The organism is Aeromonas sp. QDB18 (genome assembly GCF_027705325.1).
In the GTDB taxonomy this organism is placed as follows: domain Bacteria; phylum Pseudomonadota; class Gammaproteobacteria; order Enterobacterales; family Aeromonadaceae; genus Aeromonas; species Aeromonas caviae.
This window is the reverse complement of the sequence record NZ_JAPDBQ010000104.1, coordinates 1-15,626: the sequence shown is the minus strand read 5'-3', so window position 1 is coordinate 15,626 and position 15,626 is coordinate 1. Positions and strand designations below refer to the sequence as shown.

Below are 15,626 nucleotides of genomic sequence, written 5' to 3'. Positions count from 1 at the left end.
GCCAAACCACAGAAGTATGCGACGAGAAAACCTAGTAAAAACAATGCCAGTCAGGCTTAACTGACTGGCATTAGCCCTTGGGCGCCTCTTTTTATGGTTTGGCTTATGGCTTGGCACAGTCTGGCGGCTCAAGGAGACAGCGGCTCGCGATGATATTCATCGGCCCCGCACTCGGGGCAGGTGGCAAGCTGCTCCGGGTGCAGCACGGTATGGCGCCACTCGCAGTGATCGCACACCAGCACCCCGAGTCCCACCCAGTCCCCCGCCCGGTAGACCCCCTTGTGTTCCAGCTCGTCCGCCAACTCCTGCCACTCCACCTGGGTGCGGTCGGTCACGTCCGCCAGCCAGGACCAGGCGGTGTCCTTGAGCGCCAGCATGAAGGCGGACTCCTCCACCTGCTCATCCTTGCGCCCCTCGTCATAGTTGCCCAGATCCCGCTTCACATACTCGGCGATCAGCGCCAGCTCGTCCTGGGTCAGATCCCCGGCCGCCTCCAGATAGGCCTGCACCTTGGCGATCATCCGGTTGAGGCGCTCTCCCTGAAACGCTTCCGTCTCTTCCCACTGCTTCTTGAGCTGAGCGATAAAGGCTTCATACCCTTGTCGACGTTTGTCCATGGCCATCACTCCTCTGCTGAATCCCGATCGAGCCAGACCCTGACCTCGGGCTCGGCGGATACGGGCGGCGGTTGCCATTCTCACTTCGTTGCGACTCTCGCGGCTCTTGCGGCTTTGCAAATCCTCGCGGGTACCGGACCTGGCCCGAGACCGGGCGGATGCTGGCGGTTGTTGCCGCCGCAGGATATGGGTATTCTATCGGGATTTCCCAGCCGTTTTATCTATTCATTTCACAGATCCGGATGTCACCAATGCAAGAGCAATACGTTCCCCAATCCATAGAACCAGCAGTGCAGAAGCACTGGGATGCCAAGAAAACCTTCAAGGCGGTGGAGAAAGTAGACAAGGAAAAGTTCTACTGCCTCTCCATGTTCCCCTATCCGTCTGGTCGTCTACACATGGGGCACGTTCGCAACTACACCATAGGTGATGTGATCTCCCGTTATCAACGGCTCAATGGCAAGAACGTGCTGCAACCCATCGGTTGGGACGCCTTCGGCCTGCCGGCAGAAAACGCCGCCATCAAGAACAACACGGCGCCGGCCCCCTGGACCTACGAAAACATCGAATACATGAAGAACCAGCTGAAGATGCTGGGTCTGGGTTATGACTGGGATCGGGAGCTGGCCACCTGCAAGCCGGACTACTACCGCTGGGAGCAGTGGTTCTTCACCAAGCTCTACGAGAAGGGCCTGGTCTACAAGAAGACTTCCTCCGTCAACTGGTGCCCGAACGACATGACGGTGCTCGCCAACGAGCAGGTAGTGGACAACTGCTGCTGGCGCTGTGATACCCCGGTGGAACAGAAAGAGATCCCCCAGTGGTTCATCAAGATCACCGACTACGCCGAAGAGCTGTTGAACGACATCGACAATCTGGAAGGCTGGCCGGAAATGGTCAAGACCATGCAGCGCAACTGGATTGGCCGCTCCGAAGGGGTCAACATCAGCTTCAATATCGACGGTCAGACCGAGCAGCTGGAGGTCTACACCACACGTCCGGACACCTTCATGGGCGTCACCTATGTCGGTATCGCTGCCGGTCACCCGCTGGCGCTGCAAGCAGCCCAGAACAATCCGGAGCTGGCCGCCTTCATCGAAGAGTGCAAGAACACCAAGGTAGCCGAAGCTGAACTGGCCACCATGGAGAAGAAGGGCATGGCCACCGGCCTCTACGCCATTCACCCGCTGGATGGCCGCAAGGTGCCGGTCTGGGTCGCCAACTTCGTGCTGATGAACTACGGCACCGGCGCCGTGATGGCGGTTCCGGGTCACGACCTGCGTGATCACGAATTCGCCACCAAGTACGGCCTCGAGATCAAGCCTGTCATCAAGCCGATTGATGGTGACGTCGACGTGAGCGAAGCGGCTTATACCGAGAAGGGCGTGCTGTTCAACTCCGGCGAGTTCGACGGCCTCGACTTCCAGGGTGCCTTCGATGCCATCGCCAACAAGCTGGAAGGGCTCGGCAAGGGCAAGCGCACCGTCAACTACCGTCTGCGCGACTGGGGGGTTTCCCGTCAGCGCTACTGGGGCGCCCCCATCCCCATGCTGACCCTGGCCGACGGTACCGTGGTGCCGACCCCGGAAGATCAGCTGCCGGTTCTGCTGCCGGAAGACGTGGTGATGGACGGTATCCAGAGCCCCATCAAGGCCGACGCCGAGTGGGCAAAGACCACCTACAACGGCCAGGAAGCGTTCCGCGAGACCGATACCTTCGACACCTTCATGGAGTCCTCCTGGTACTACGCCCGCTACTGCTCCCCGGACTACGACAAGGGCATGCTGGATCCGGCGGCTGCCAACCACTGGCTGCCGGTGGATCAATACATCGGCGGCATCGAGCACGCCTGTATGCACCTGCTCTATGCCCGCTTCTTCCACAAGCTGCTGCGTGATGCGGGCCTCGTGAACAGCGACGAGCCGTTCAAGCGCCTGCTCTGCCAGGGCATGGTGCTGGCCGACGCCTTCTACTACAAGGATGAGAAGGGCGGCAACGTCTGGGTCAGCCCCCTCGACGTCAAGGTTGAGCGCGACGACAAGGGCCGCATCACCAAGGCTGTCGACCTTGAGGGTCGTGAAGTGATGCACTCCGGCATGACCAAGATGTCCAAGTCCAAGAACAACGGCATCGACCCGCAGCTGATGGTGGAGCGTTACGGCGCCGATACCGTCCGTTTGTTCATGATGTTCGCCTCCCCGGCCGAGATGACCCTGGAGTGGTCCGACTCCGGCGTGGAAGGTGCCCAGCGCTTCCTGCGCCGCCTGTGGCGCATCACCTTCGAGCACGTATCCGGTGGCGCCGTTGCCGCACTGGACGTCGCCGCCCTCACCAGCGACCAGAAAGCCGTGCGCCGCGAGCTGCACAAGACCATCGCCAAGGTGAGCGACGATGTGGGTCGCCGTCAGACCTTCAACACCGCCATCGCCGCCATCATGGAGCTGATGAACAACCTGGCCAAACTGGGCAGTGACGCTCAGGATCGCGCCCTGATGCAGGAAGCGCTGGAAGCGGTCGTGGTCATGCTCTACCCCATCACCCCGCACATCGGCTTCGAGCTGTGGAAAATGCTGGGCAAGGAAGGGGACATCGATGTCGCGGCCTGGCCGGTGGCTGACGAAGCGGCCATGGTCGAGACCGAGAAGCTGGTGGTGGTGCAGATCAACGGCAAGATGCGCGGCAAGCTGACCGTGCCGGCCGAGATAAGCCAGGCCGACGTCGAGAAGCTGGCCATGGCCGATGCGTCCGTACAGAAGTTCACCGACGGTCTGACCGTGCGCAAAGTCGTGTACGTGCCGGGCAAACTGCTCAACATCGTGGCCAACTGATGAAGCCTCCCCTGGCGGCGGCCGACAGTCCGGGCCAGGGGCTGACGACACACGGATGATGACGGCGGGCCCTGCGCCCGCCGCTCTTCCCTTCATGCAAAGAGGATTTTTTATGGGCACCATCTTCACGCGCTGGATGGCCATCGTGCTGGCAGGGCTGCTTCTGCAGGCCTGCGGTTTTCAGATGCGGGGCACCGCCATTCCCCCCGAGCTGATGACCATGAAAGTGGTCGGTGACAACAAGAGCGACTTCTACCGACTGGTCACCACCCGTCTCAAGGCCGCTGGCGTCGAACTCGCCGACAAGGAGGGCATCCCGGTGCTGACCCTGGCCGGGGTACGTAGCCGCAGCCAGGTCGCCTCGGTCGACTCCATCGGCCAGGACCGCGAATACCTGCTGAGTTACAGCACCCAGTTCACCGTGGTCATGCCGGGCAAACCGACCCAGGTCTTCCCCATCACCTTCAACCGCAGCTTCCTGAACAAGCCGGATGCGGCACTCGCCTCCTCCCGCGAGCAGGAGCAGCTGGGCAAGGAGATGCAGGAACAGGCCGCCAACCTGGTTATTCGCCAGCTCAGTCAGGTCAAGTTCTGATGCGCGTATCTTGATGAGAGGGTGTTGATGAGAGTCTATCCCGAGCAGTTTGCGGATCACCTCAAGGCAGGGCTCAAGCCCTGCTATCTCATTTTCGGGGACGAGCCCCTGCTCAAGCTGGAAGCCGTCGACGCCGTGCGCCAGGTAGCGCGCAAACAGGGCTTCGATGAACGCCACAGCTTCGTGGTGGAACAGGGGCTGGACTGGAACCAGGTCTACGATGCCTGCCAGGCCATGAGCCTGTTCTCGGCCCGCCAGATCATCGAGCTGGAGCTGCCCGCAAAGATCGACAAGGATCTCGCCGCCCGCATCAGCGACATTGGCAAGCAGCTCCACCCCGACCTGCTGCTGGTGCTGAGCGGCAATCGCCTCAACCAGACCCAAATGAAGGCGTCCTGGTTCGACAAGCTGAGCCAGAGCGGCACCTATGTACCGGTCAACCACCCCGAGCCCCGCTTCTTCCCGCGCTGGATGAGCGCCCGCTTTCAGCGCTTCGGCCTCAAGGCACTGCCGGATGCGGTCAATTTCATGTGCCACGCCTACGAGGGCAACCTGCTGGCCGCGAGCCAGGAGATCGAGAAGCTGACCCTGCTCTCGCCGCCCCAGCCCATCAGCGTCGCCTATCTGCAGGAGACCATCATCCGCCACGCCCACTTCACTCCCTTCCAGCTCGTCGATACCCTGCTGGAAGGAAAGGTGAACCGGGCCCAGCGCATCCTGCTGGCCCTTCGCGCCGAGGGCACCGAACCCGGCATGCTGGCCTGGACCCTGTGCCGCGAACTGAAGCAGCTCACCGAGCTGGCGCTGGCCGCCCGCGCCGGACAGCCCCTGGTGGAGCATTTCAGCCGCCTGCGCATCTGGCAGAGTCGCCAGCAGCTCATCCAGCAGGCGCTGACCCGACTTCCCTTCCCCAAGATCCGACAGCTCTGGCAACTGATGGCCCAGCTGGACCATGCCCAGCGCCATTTCGACACCGAGCAAGCCTGGCTGATGCTGCAAACCATCGCCCTCGGCTTTCGTGACGGTACCCCGCTCCCCCTGCTGGAGACGGAATCATGCTGACACCGCCCATCGGGATCCTCGGCGGCACCTTCGATCCCATTCACATCGGTCACCTGAGGCCCGCCATCGAGGCACGGGATGCCCTGGGTCTGGCCGAGGTGCGCCTGCTCCCGAACCATATCCCGCCCCACCGGGCCAATCCGCTCTGCTCCAGCGAGCAGCGGCTCGCCATGGTCGCGCTGGCTGCGGCGGACAACCCGGGATTCGTGGTGGATGAGCGGGAGCTCAGGCGCGACACTCCCTCCTGGACTATCGACACCCTTATCGAGTTGAGGAGCGAGCTGCCGGACACCCCGCTCTGCTTTTTGATGGGGATGGATTCCCTGCTCGGCCTGCCGGGCTGGCACCGCTGGCAGGAGTTGCTCGATTACGCCCATCTGGTGGTGAGCTGCCGCCCAGGCTGGCAACCGGATTATCCCGTCCAGGTGGCCGAGCTGCTGGCCCGCCACCAGACCCGGGATATTCAGGATCTCCATCGCCAGCGCCACGGTCATGTCTGGCTTTGTGACAACCTGCCCGTCGAGCTGTCGGCCACACGCCTGCGTGCCCTGCTCGCGGCAGGCCAGGATCCCAAATACCTGCTGCCCAACCCGGTCGCCGACTATATCCGGCGCCACGGGCTCTACCGCTCATCGGCAACGCAGTAAACGGCGCCACGCAGGCGGGTCAGCCGACACGTCCGGGCACACCGGGCCCGGCCCTGACTATTGCCAGGCCGGGTTGCACACTATAGTGATCGTCAAGGGGCCCCTCCCCCACGGGACGGCTCCCCGGGCGATGCTCCCTTTGCCAGGCTGGGAAACGGGAGTGACCATGATATAATCCGCCGCCCTCTGGCGCCGGAAGATAGGAGAAGACATTGCAAGGCCAAGAATTGCTCGCCTTTATCGTCGACAAGATCGATGACATGAAAGGCCGCGACATCATCACCCTCGATGTGCGCGGCAAATCCAGCATCACGGACACCATGATCATCTGCTCCGGCAACTCCAATCGTCACGTCAGTGCCATCGCCCACAACCTCGCCAGCGAGGCCCGTCATGCGGGGCTCGACCTGCTGAGCGTGGAGGGGGAACTCACCGGTGAGTGGGTGCTGGTGGACATGGGGTCGGTCATCGTGCACGTGATGCAGGATGAGTACCGCGACTTCTACCAGCTGGAAAAACTCTGGAGCGGCGCCGCCCAGGTCAATTCGCAATAAAGGGCGACAGCGTAACCAAAGATGAAGATCCAGTTGATTGCCGTGGGCACCAAGATGCCTGCCTGGGTAGAGCATGGCTTCGAAGAGTACCGTCGCCGCTTCCCCAAAGACATGCCGTTCGAGCTGGTCGAGATCGGCGCAGGCAAGCGCGGCAAGAATGCCGACATTCCCCGCATCCTGCAAAAGGAAGGGGAAGCCATGCTGGCCGCCGCCGGCCGCTCCCGCATCGTGACTCTGGACATTCCGGGCAAGCCCTGGACCACGGAGCAGCTCGCCGTGCAACTGGAAGCCTGGAAGCTGGATGGCAGGGATGTGGCGCTGCTGGTAGGTGGCCCGGAGGGGCTCTCCCCCGAGTGCAAGGCTGCTGCGGAGCAGAGCTGGTCGCTCTCGCCCCTGACCCTGCCCCATCCCCTGGTGCGGGTACTCGTGGCCGAGAGCCTCTATCGCGCCTGGAGCATCACCACCAATCACCCTTATCACAGAGAGTGACCCATGCCGACCCTGAGCATGCATTTCTCCTCTCTCACCCGCACGTCAGCCACAAGGTAACGGCATGCTGAAGAATCGCATTGAAATGCGCGATCACAGTGCCGAGGGACGTCTGTTCTTCCGGCGCACCCTGGTCGCCTACATCGGCATGGTCACCCTCATGCTGGTGCTGCTGGCTAACCTCTACTACCTGCAAGTAGAGTCTTACGAAACCTATCAGACCCGATCCAACGACAACCGCATCCGTGTGGTGCCGGTGGCGCCGCCCCGTGGCCTCATCTACGACGCCAACGGTGTCCTGCTGGCGGAAAACCGCCCGGTCTACAGCCTGGAGATCGTGCCCGAAGAGACCGAGAACCTGGAGAAGACCGCGGACGACCTCATCACCCTGCTGGCCCTGCCGGAGGGGACCAAGGAGAAGTTCCTGGCCGAGGTCAAGCGTCAGCGCCGCTTCAAGCCCGTGCCCCTGTTCGAGAAGCTGACCGAATACCAGGTCGCCCTCTTCTCGGTCAACCAGCACAACTACCCGGGGGCCAGCATCGAGGCCTACCTCAAGCGCTACTACCCGTTCGGCGACACCCTGACCCATGCCCTGGGCTACGTGGCCAAGATCAACACCCGTGACGTGGAGCGCCTCGAGAAGGAGGAGAAGCTCGCCAACTATGCCGCCACCAAGGACATCGGCAAACAGGGGGTGGAGAAGTACTACGAGGATCAGCTGCACGGCGTGGCGGGTTATCAGGAGGTCGAGGTGAACAACCGCGGCCGGGTGTTACGTACCCTGAAATTCCAGCCCCCCGAGCCCGGCAAGGACATCTACCTCAACATCGACATCCGCCTGCAGTTGAAGGCCCAGGAGCTGCTGGCCGGCCGCCGGGGCGCCATCGTGATGATGGAGCCCAACACCGGCGCCATCCTGGCCATGGAGTCGAGCCCGAGCTACGACCCCAACCTGTTCGTGACCGGCATCTCCAGCGCCAACTACTCGGCGCTGCTCAACGATCCCGCCCGGCCGCTGGTGAACCGCACCACCCAGGGCATCTATGCCCCCGGCTCCACCGTCAAGCCCATGATGGCGGTGATGGGGCTCAACGAGGGGGCGATCACCCCCAATTACCGCTACTTCGGCGGGCCCAGCTTCTCCATCCCGGGCACCACCAAGAAGTTCCGGGACTGGCGCCGCTGGGGCCACGGCTGGCTCGACGTCTATCGCGCCATCGAGGTCTCGGCGGATACCTATTTCTACGATCTCGCCTACCGGGTCGGCATCGACAAGATCAACAGCTACATGACCAAGTTCGGCTTCGGCCAGTACAGCGGCGTGGACCTCTATGAAGAGACCCGGGGCGTCATGCCCTCCCGGGACTGGAAGATGGCCCGCTGGCGTCAACCCTGGTACCAGGGGGACACCATCTCCATCGGCATCGGCCAGGGCTACTGGAGCGCCACCCCGATCCAGCTCGCCAAGGCCATCAGCATCCTGACCCAGAACGGTCACGACGTGACGCCGCACCTGCTCAAGAGCACCGCCTCCTCCGATGGCGTGGTCAACGCCCCCATCAACCCGAACGTGGCCATCGCCGCCAAGAGCGATACCTACTGGCAGGTGGCCAAGGACGGCATGTGGCGCGTCATCAACGGCCACGAAGGGACGGGGCGCCGCGTCTTCGCCAATACCCCCTACAAGGCGGCGGGCAAGTCCGGCACCGCCCAGGTGGTGGGCCTCAAGGAGAACCAGGTCTACAACGCGGCCACCACCAAGGTGGAGCACCGCGACAACGCCCTGTTCGTCGCCTTCGCCCCCTTCGAGGCACCCAAGGCGGTCGTCGCCCTGGTGCTGGAGAACGCCGGGGGCGGCAGCGCCATGGCGGCACCGGTCGCCCGCCACATGCTGGATGCCTATCTGCTCCCGCCGGAACCCCAGTTGCCACCGGCACCGGAAAAGCCGTCCCAACCGAGTGAGGTCGTTTCCCAATGAGTAATTCTGCCCGCCAGCAGAGCATCTGGTACAAGCTGCACATCGACCTGCCGCTGCTGCTCGGCCTGCTGACCCTGATGGCCCTCTCCATGGTGGTGCTCTACTCCGCCTCGGGCCAGGATCTCGACTCCATCGTGCGCCAGCTGGTGCGCGGCGCCCTGGCCTTCGGTCTGATGATCGGCATGGCCCAGCTGCCGCCCTCCCTCTATGCCCGCTGGTCGGTGCCCCTGTTTGCGGTGGTGGTGCTGCTGCTCATCGCGGTGGACGTGTTCGGCCATATCGGCAAGGGGGCCCAGCGCTGGCTCGATCTCGGCTTCATGAAGTTCCAACCCTCCGAGGTGATGAAACTCTCCATGCCCATCATGGTGGCCGCCTGGCTCAGCCGGCACTCCCTGCCGCCAAAGTTCAGCCATGTGATGATCGCCCTGGTGATGGTGCTGCTGCCCACCCTGCTGATCGCGGCCCAACCCGATCTCGGCACCTCCATCCTGGTGGCCGCTTCCGGCTTCTTCGTCATCTTCCTGGCGGGGATCAGCTGGTGGCTCATCGGGCTCGCGGTCTTGCTCATCTGCGCCTTCATGCCGGTACTCTGGTTCTTCCTGATGCACGACTACCAGCGCCAGCGGGTGCTGATGCTGCTGGACCCGGAGAAGGACCCGCTCGGTCGCGGCTATCACATCATCCAGTCCAAGATTGCGATCGGCTCCGGCGGCGTGTTCGGCAAGGGGTGGCTGCAAGGCACCCAGTCACAGCTCGAATTCCTGCCAGAGCGCCACACCGACTTCATTTTCGCCGTCTTCAGCGAGGAGTTCGGTCTGGTGGGAGTGGCCCTCTTGCTGGTCATCTACCTCTACATCATCAGCCGCTGCCTGTTTATCTCCATGCAGGCCCAGAACAGCTTCGAACGCCTGCTGGGGGGCGCCCTGACCCTGACCTTCTTCGTCTATGTGTTCGTCAACATGGGCATGGTAAGCGGCATCCTGCCGGTGGTAGGGGTTCCCCTGCCACTGGTGAGCTACGGCGGCACCTCCATGGTGACCCTGATGGCGGGCTTCGGCGTTCTGATGTCCATCCAGACCCACAGGCGGCTGCTCGCCTGATGCGGCTCGGCTGGCTGGCTCTATCTCTGTGCACCCTGACGGCGAGTGCTGCCGTCTCGCCGGCCCGGCTCAGCCTGCTGGCCGAGCAGCAGCAGGTGCCGCTGGCAGAGTTGCAGGCCGCCGCCGCCCAGGCCAGCCTGCGCCAGGAGGTGCTGGACACCATCCGCCGCCCCTGGGAAGCCAAGCCCTGGCACCGCTACAGGCCGCTGTTCGTCACCCCGGAGCGCATCCGGGACGGAGTGGGATTCTGGCAGCGCCATGCCGCCACCCTGGCACGGGCCGAGCAGACCTACCAGGTCCCCGCCTCCCTCATCGTCGCCATCATCGGCATCGAGACCTTTTACGGTCGACAGATGGGGCGCCACCCGGTGCTCGACAGCCTTTACACCCTGGGATTCCACTACCCCGAACGGGCGGATTTCTTCGCCAAGGAGTTTGCCCAGCTGGTGCTGCTTGCCCGGGAAGAGAAGTGGCCGCTCACCAATCTCAAGGGCTCCTATGCCGGCGCCATGGGCATGGGCCAGTTCATGCCCTCCAGCTACCGCCACTACGCGGTCGACTTCGACGGAGACGGCAAGCGGGATCTCTTCGCCAACCCGGCAGATGCCATCGGCAGCGTGGCCAACTACTTCGCCCTGCACCACTGGCGCTGGGGCGAGCCGGTGGTGGAGCCCGCCTTGATCGGATTGGCGCCAGTAGGTACCCTGCTTGCACCCGAGCCCGAGCTAAGGCACCGCTGGGCAGAGCTGGCCGCTGCGGGCATTGAAGTCGCCACACCGCCGTCACCCGAGACACCGGTAAAACTGCTGGCGATGGAGCAGGCCGAAGGACCGGAATACTGGGTCGCGCGCCACAATTTTTACGTGATCACCCGCTACAATCGCAGCCCTCTCTATGCGATGGCGGTGCATCAACTCAGTCAAGCAATCCAGGACGCTTATGCATTACAGCCACAAACTTCTTCCCCTCAGCCTGACCTTGTTGCTGGCCGCCTGTAGCAGCCAACCCGAACCCCAGCCGCTGCCCCCGGAGCCCGCCCCCCAGGAGAAGCCCCAGGTCATCGAGATCCCCCAGGCGACCGGCGCCATTCCCCGCCCCGAACCCATGAGCGAGAGCGGCAACCGGGACTACTGGATCGGAAAGCAGAAGTTTGAGGTGTGGCGCGACATCAAGCACTACAGCGAGGAAGGCACTGCCAGCTGGCTCTCCCGGGATCTGGACGGCAACAAGACTGCCAACGGCGACGTGCAGGACAGCACCCTGTTCAGCGCCGCCCACCGCAACCTGCCCCTGCCAAGCTACGTGCGGGTCACCAATCTGGACAACGGTCTGGAGACCATAGTACGCGTCAATGATCGCGGCCCCTTCGGCAGCGATCGCCTCATCGATCTCTCTCACGCCGCCGCCGCGCAACTGGAGATGGTGGAAGGGGGTGAGGCCCGGGTGCGCCTCGAACTCATCACCGATCAGCCGGATCAGATGGTGGAGATGGTGCCCATGACCCCGATGACGCCCATGGAGCCTGCGGCGCCAGCAGCCAATTCCTTCGTGAACGAGGCGCCGGCCCCCACGGCACCGGCCAAGGCCGCCCCTGCTCCTGCTCCTGCCGCCACGGCGACCACCACCGTCTCCCCTCCCAAGGCCGGTGCGACCCAGGGCAAGATGATCCAGGTGCTTGCCAGCGGCTCGCAGGCGCGGGCGGAGGCCATGGGCAAGGTGATGACCCAGCGCTATGGCGTGCCGTACCAGGTGGTGGCGCACGGCGCCGTCTTCCGCGTCCTGCTCGGGCCCGTGGCCAGCGACAAGCAGGCCCCCCTGCTCGAGCAGATCCGCCAGGGTGGGTTGGAGCAGGCCTTCATCGTGCCCTGATACCCGCCCCGACCTCGCGCCGGGATACGACGCGAGGTTGGGGACCATCCCATAAAATCCCGTCCAGGTCGCATCTCGGACTATGACCGACACGCACATCTGGTATAGTGGGGGCCGCTTTTTTTCAACTTGGGTACATCCCATCCAGGCACCAGGTATTTCAAGATGTCCAAATTTGCCCGCTCCGTTATTCTGGCCTCCCTGTTAAGCGCCACCGCTCAGGCCAACCAGCCTGTTCCGACCCCGGATTCGGCCCTGCCGAGTGCCCAGCCGGTCCCCACTTTGAACAGCGCCCCCATGGTGGTGCCTGCCGCGCCCGAGATCTCCGCCAAGGCCCACATCCTGATCGACTACTTCTCGGGCCAGGTGCTGGCCGAGCAGAACGCCGACGAGCGTCTGCCCCCCGCCAGCCTGACCAAGATGATGACCTCCTACATCGTCGGCGACGAGCTGCACAAAGGGAACATCAAGGGCACCGACATGGTGACCATCAGCCAGAACGCTTGGTCCAAGAACTACTCCGACTCCTCCAAGATGTTCATCGAGGTGGGCAAGCAGGTCTCCGTCGATGATCTCAACAAGGGCATCATCATCCAGTCCGGCAACGACGCCTGTGTCGCCATGGCCGAGCACCTGGCGGGCAGCACCGACTCCTTTGCCAGCCTGATGAACGCCTGGGCCACCAAGCTCGGCATGAAGGACTCCCAGTTCAAGAACCCCCACGGCCTGGATGAAGAGGGCCACTACAGTACCGCCCGCGACATGGCCCGCCTGGGTCAGGCCCTGATCCACGATCAGCCGGAGGAGTACAAGATCTACTCCCAGAAGTCCTTCGTGTTCAACGGCATCACCCAGCACAACCGCAACCGCCTGCTGTGGGACCAATCCCTGCAGGTTGACGGCATCAAGACAGGTCACGTCAGCCAGGTCGGCTACAACCTGGTCTCTTCCGCCACCAACAACGAAGGCATGCGCCTGATCGCCGTGGTCATGGGGGCAAACAGCGAGGCTTCCCGCGCCGCCGAGAGCAAGAAGCTGCTCACCTACGGCTTCCGCTTCTTCCAAAGCCTGACCCCCTACAAGGCGGGCACCGAACTGGTCACCCAGAAGCTCTGGATGGGCGACAAGCCGGAAGTGAAGCTGGGGGTCGACAAGGACGTCTCCGTGCTGGTCACCCGTGGCCAGGGCAACAACCTCAAGGCAGACTTCCAGCTGGAAAGCGAGCTGAAGGCGCCCCTGGCCAAGGGCCAGCGCGTCGGCACCGTGTACCTCAAGCAAGGGGACAAGGAGATCAAGCAGGTTCCCCTGGTTGCCCTGGAAGAGGTGCAGGAAGGTGGCCTGATGAGCCGCCTGTGGGATTACCTGGTGATGCTGGTCTCCAGCTGGTTCAAGTAACAGACCCTTCCTCAAGCAGCGGCGCCAACAGGCGCCGCTGCTGTCTTTTGCGGTCTGTCCAGTCAATAACCCTGTAATCTGCAGGTTCCGCCGACTGACGATTTGTGGTAAAAAGCAGCATTTCCACGTCTTGCCGCACCGCCGGGTCTTGATCCCGAGGCGGCTCATGCCCATATAGACTGGGAACTGCCCCCTGGGGGCAGATGAGGGGACCGTTTCGGCGGCCCTCAAAGACGTAAAGATGACGTCGCTTCCCGGCGACCCAGAAAGGTGAAGTAGATGAATACCAAGTTTGATGAACTGCTGGAGTTCCCCTGCAAGTTCCCGTTCAAGGTGCTTGGCGTGGCCGATCCCGCCCTGCCCGACATGGTGGTGGAAGTGCTGCAGCAACATGCTCCCGGCACCTACAGCCCGACCGTTCAACCGAGCTCCAAGGGCAACTATCACTCGGTACGGGTGACGGTCACCGCCCAGAGCAAGGAACACATCGAGGCCATGTATACCGCCCTTGGCAAGATCGAGCTGGTTCGTTACGTCCTGTAAGTTGCCTCTCTCGCCCCGCCACCGGGGCGACTGATTATTTGCCGCCCGGTCGCAGCGGCGACCGTACCGACACCGCGCCGCCAGTGAGGAAAGATGTCACTCGAAACGCCCGCCGAGCCACAACCGTCAGCCGGCCAACTGCTCGTCAGACAGCTGGGCCGTCGCCCCTACCAGCCGGTGTGGGACGCCATGAAGGCGTTCACCGACAATCGCACCCCCGACACCCCGGACGAGTTCTGGGTGGTGGAGCATGACCCCGTCTACACCCAGGGTCAGGCCGGCAAGGCCGAACACCTGCTCGCCCCCGGCAACATCCCGGTGGTGCAGAGTGATCGCGGTGGCCAGGTGACCTATCACGGCCCGGGCCAGCTGGTGCTCTACGTGCTGGTGGATGTGCGCCGCAGCAAGCTCTCTGTACGGGAGCTGGTGACCTGCCTCGAAACCGCCATCATCAACACGCTCGCCAAAAGCAATATCGAGGCCTACGCCAAGGCCGATGCCCCGGGCGTCTACGTGAAGAGCGATCTGGGCATGGAGGCCAAGCTGGCGTCCCTGGGCTTGCGCATTCGCAAGGGGTGCTCGTTCCACGGGTTGGCTCTCAACGTCAACATGGACATGACCCCCTTCCTGCGCATCAATCCGTGCGGCTATGCGGGTATGGCCATGACCCAGACCAGCGCCCTGGGCGGCCCGCAGAGCGTCGCCGAGGCACAGTCCCTGCTGGTGACGGAGCTGGCCCGCCTGATTGGCTACCAAGAGATCACGAATACCGAAGAGGCGGCATGAGCAAGCCCATGCTGCCTGGCCATGAGGGCACAGAGATGACCCTGGTGGCTATCAACCAGACAATAACAAACACCGAGAGTGAATCATGAGCAAACCCGTTCGTATGGAGCCGGGCGTCAAGCTGCGCGATGGCGACAAGATGGCCCTGATCCCGGTGAAATTCATGCCGGATCCCAACGAGGAAGTGCTGCGCAAGCCGGAGTGGATGCGGATCAAGCTGCCGCCGTCGAGCCAGAAGATCGAGCACATCAAGAGCACCCTGCGCAAGAACAAGCTGCACTCTGTGTGTGAAGAGGCTTCCTGCCCCAACCTGGCGGAGTGCTTCAACCACGGCACCGCGACCTTCATGATCATGGGCGCCATCTGTACCCGCCGATGCCCCTTCTGCGACGTGGCCCACGGCCGTCCGTTGCCGCTGGATCCGGAGGAACCGAAGAAGCTGGCACTCACCATCAAGGAGATGAACCTCAAGTACGTGGTGATCACCTCGGTGGACCGCGACGATCTGCGGGACGGCGGTGCCCAGCACTTCGCCGACTGCATCCGCGAGATCCGCGAGCACAGCCCCCAGACCCGCATCGAGATCCTGACCCCGGACTTCCGTGGCCGGATGGAGCAGGCGCTGGAGGTGTTCCGCGAGACCCCGCCTGACGTCTTCAACCACAACCTGGAAACCGCCCCGCGCATGTACCGGGTCGCCCGTCCGGGCGCCGACTACAAGTGGTCTCTGGAGCTGCTGCGCCGCATCAAGGAAATGCACCCCCACGTGCCGACCAAGTCCGGTCTGATGATGGGCCTTGGCGAGACCAACGAGGAGATCGTCGAGGTGCTCAAGGATCTGCGCGAGCACGGCGTCAACATGCTGACCCTGGGCCAGTATCTGCAACCGAGCCGCCACCACCTGCCGGTGAAGCGCTATGTGCCGCCCGCAGAGTTCGACGAACTCAAGGATGTCGCCATGGAGCTCGGCTTCAGCCACGCCGCCTGCGGTCCCTTCGTGCGTTCCTCCTACCACGCAGACCTGCAAGCCAAGGGGGAAGAGGTCAAATAAGCCTCTTTTCCTGCTGGCAGAAAAAAGAGCGCCCCTGGGCGTAATGCCGATCAGTTAAGGATCCATTGACCGATCCTCAGGCTGTGTAAGAATCCGAAACTCCTTGTTGGGT

Annotated in this window: 15 protein-coding genes; 14 read left to right on the top strand and 1 reads right to left on the bottom strand. The window is 63.1% G+C overall.

What is annotated here, in order from left to right; all coding sequences use genetic code 11:
* Window positions 1-128: 128 nt before the first annotated feature.
* Complete coding sequence (locus OKC30_RS14945) at window positions 129-617, bottom strand: zinc ribbon-containing protein (RefSeq protein WP_160838694.1); 489 nt, start codon at window positions 615-617, stop codon at window positions 129-131.
* Between the two features lie 251 nt (window positions 618-868).
* On the opposite strand from OKC30_RS14945, the gene leuS reads away from it, so the two are divergent.
* The 14 genes from leuS (at window position 869) to lipA (ending at window position 15,514) form a co-directional block, all read left to right on the top strand.
* On the top strand, window positions 869-3,445 hold the full coding sequence (leuS, locus tag OKC30_RS14940) for a leucine--tRNA ligase (RefSeq protein ID WP_160838696.1): 2,577 nt from the start codon (window positions 869-871) through the stop codon (window positions 3,443-3,445).
* A gap of 112 nt (window positions 3,446-3,557) precedes the next feature.
* Complete coding sequence (locus tag OKC30_RS14935) at window positions 3,558-4,040, top strand: LPS-assembly lipoprotein LptE (protein ID WP_043153202.1); 483 nt, start codon at window positions 3,558-3,560, stop codon at window positions 4,038-4,040.
* A gap of 27 nt (window positions 4,041-4,067) precedes the next feature.
* Entirely contained in the window at window positions 4,068-5,102 is a 1,035-nt protein-coding gene (gene holA / locus OKC30_RS14930; RefSeq protein ID WP_270809660.1) for a DNA polymerase III subunit delta, read from the top strand.
* A complete protein-coding gene (gene nadD, locus OKC30_RS14925) occupies window positions 5,096-5,749 on the top strand; it encodes a nicotinate-nucleotide adenylyltransferase (RefSeq protein ID WP_160838700.1) in 654 nt (217 codons plus the stop codon). The genes holA and nadD overlap by 7 nt, the downstream gene beginning before the upstream one ends.
* A gap of 212 nt (window positions 5,750-5,961) precedes the next feature.
* Complete coding sequence (rsfS, locus tag OKC30_RS14920) at window positions 5,962-6,303, top strand: ribosome silencing factor (RefSeq protein ID WP_010673762.1); 342 nt, start codon at window positions 5,962-5,964, stop codon at window positions 6,301-6,303.
* A 21-nt stretch (window positions 6,304-6,324) separates the two neighbouring features.
* The gene (rlmH, locus tag OKC30_RS14915) at window positions 6,325-6,792 is read left to right on the top strand and encodes a 23S rRNA (pseudouridine(1915)-N(3))-methyltransferase RlmH (RefSeq protein WP_005298242.1); all 468 of its coding nucleotides are present in this window, start codon (window positions 6,325-6,327) and stop codon (window positions 6,790-6,792) included.
* A gap of 64 nt (window positions 6,793-6,856) precedes the next feature.
* Window positions 6,857-8,770 (top strand): penicillin-binding protein 2, encoded by a 1,914-nt coding sequence (gene mrdA / locus OKC30_RS14910; protein WP_270809659.1) that lies wholly within the window; start codon window positions 6,857-6,859, stop codon window positions 8,768-8,770.
* On the top strand, window positions 8,767-9,870 hold the full coding sequence (gene rodA, locus OKC30_RS14905; RefSeq protein ID WP_010673760.1) for a rod shape-determining protein RodA: 1,104 nt from the start codon (window positions 8,767-8,769) through the stop codon (window positions 9,868-9,870). Before mrdA ends, rodA begins: the two co-directional genes overlap by 4 nt.
* Window positions 9,870-10,868: a lytic murein transglycosylase B gene (mltB, locus tag OKC30_RS14900; protein ID WP_104455451.1), complete on the top strand. Its 999-nt coding sequence runs from the start codon at window positions 9,870-9,872 to the stop codon at window positions 10,866-10,868. Before rodA ends, mltB begins: the two co-directional genes overlap by 1 nt.
* Window positions 10,810-11,739 carry a septal ring lytic transglycosylase RlpA family protein gene (locus OKC30_RS14895; protein WP_160838702.1) on the top strand — a complete coding sequence of 310 codons (930 nt, stop codon included), beginning with the start codon at window positions 10,810-10,812 and terminating at the stop codon, window positions 11,737-11,739. The genes mltB and OKC30_RS14895 overlap by 59 nt, the downstream gene beginning before the upstream one ends.
* 165 nt (window positions 11,740-11,904) lie before the next feature.
* Window positions 11,905-13,134, top strand: a complete 1,230-nt coding sequence (locus OKC30_RS14890) for a D-alanyl-D-alanine carboxypeptidase family protein (RefSeq protein ID WP_160838704.1) — start codon at window positions 11,905-11,907, stop codon at window positions 13,132-13,134.
* Window positions 13,135-13,413: 279 nt separating this feature from the next.
* The gene (ybeD, locus tag OKC30_RS14885; RefSeq protein ID WP_010673756.1) at window positions 13,414-13,677 is read left to right on the top strand and encodes a DUF493 family protein YbeD; all 264 of its coding nucleotides are present in this window, start codon (window positions 13,414-13,416) and stop codon (window positions 13,675-13,677) included.
* Window positions 13,678-13,770: 93 nt separating this feature from the next.
* Window positions 13,771-14,463, top strand: a complete 693-nt coding sequence (gene lipB, locus OKC30_RS14880; protein ID WP_010673755.1) for a lipoyl(octanoyl) transferase LipB — start codon at window positions 13,771-13,773, stop codon at window positions 14,461-14,463.
* Between the two features lie 85 nt (window positions 14,464-14,548).
* The gene (lipA, locus tag OKC30_RS14875) at window positions 14,549-15,514 is read left to right on the top strand and encodes a lipoyl synthase (protein ID WP_109111910.1); all 966 of its coding nucleotides are present in this window, start codon (window positions 14,549-14,551) and stop codon (window positions 15,512-15,514) included.
* Window positions 15,515-15,626 lie beyond the last annotated feature (112 nt).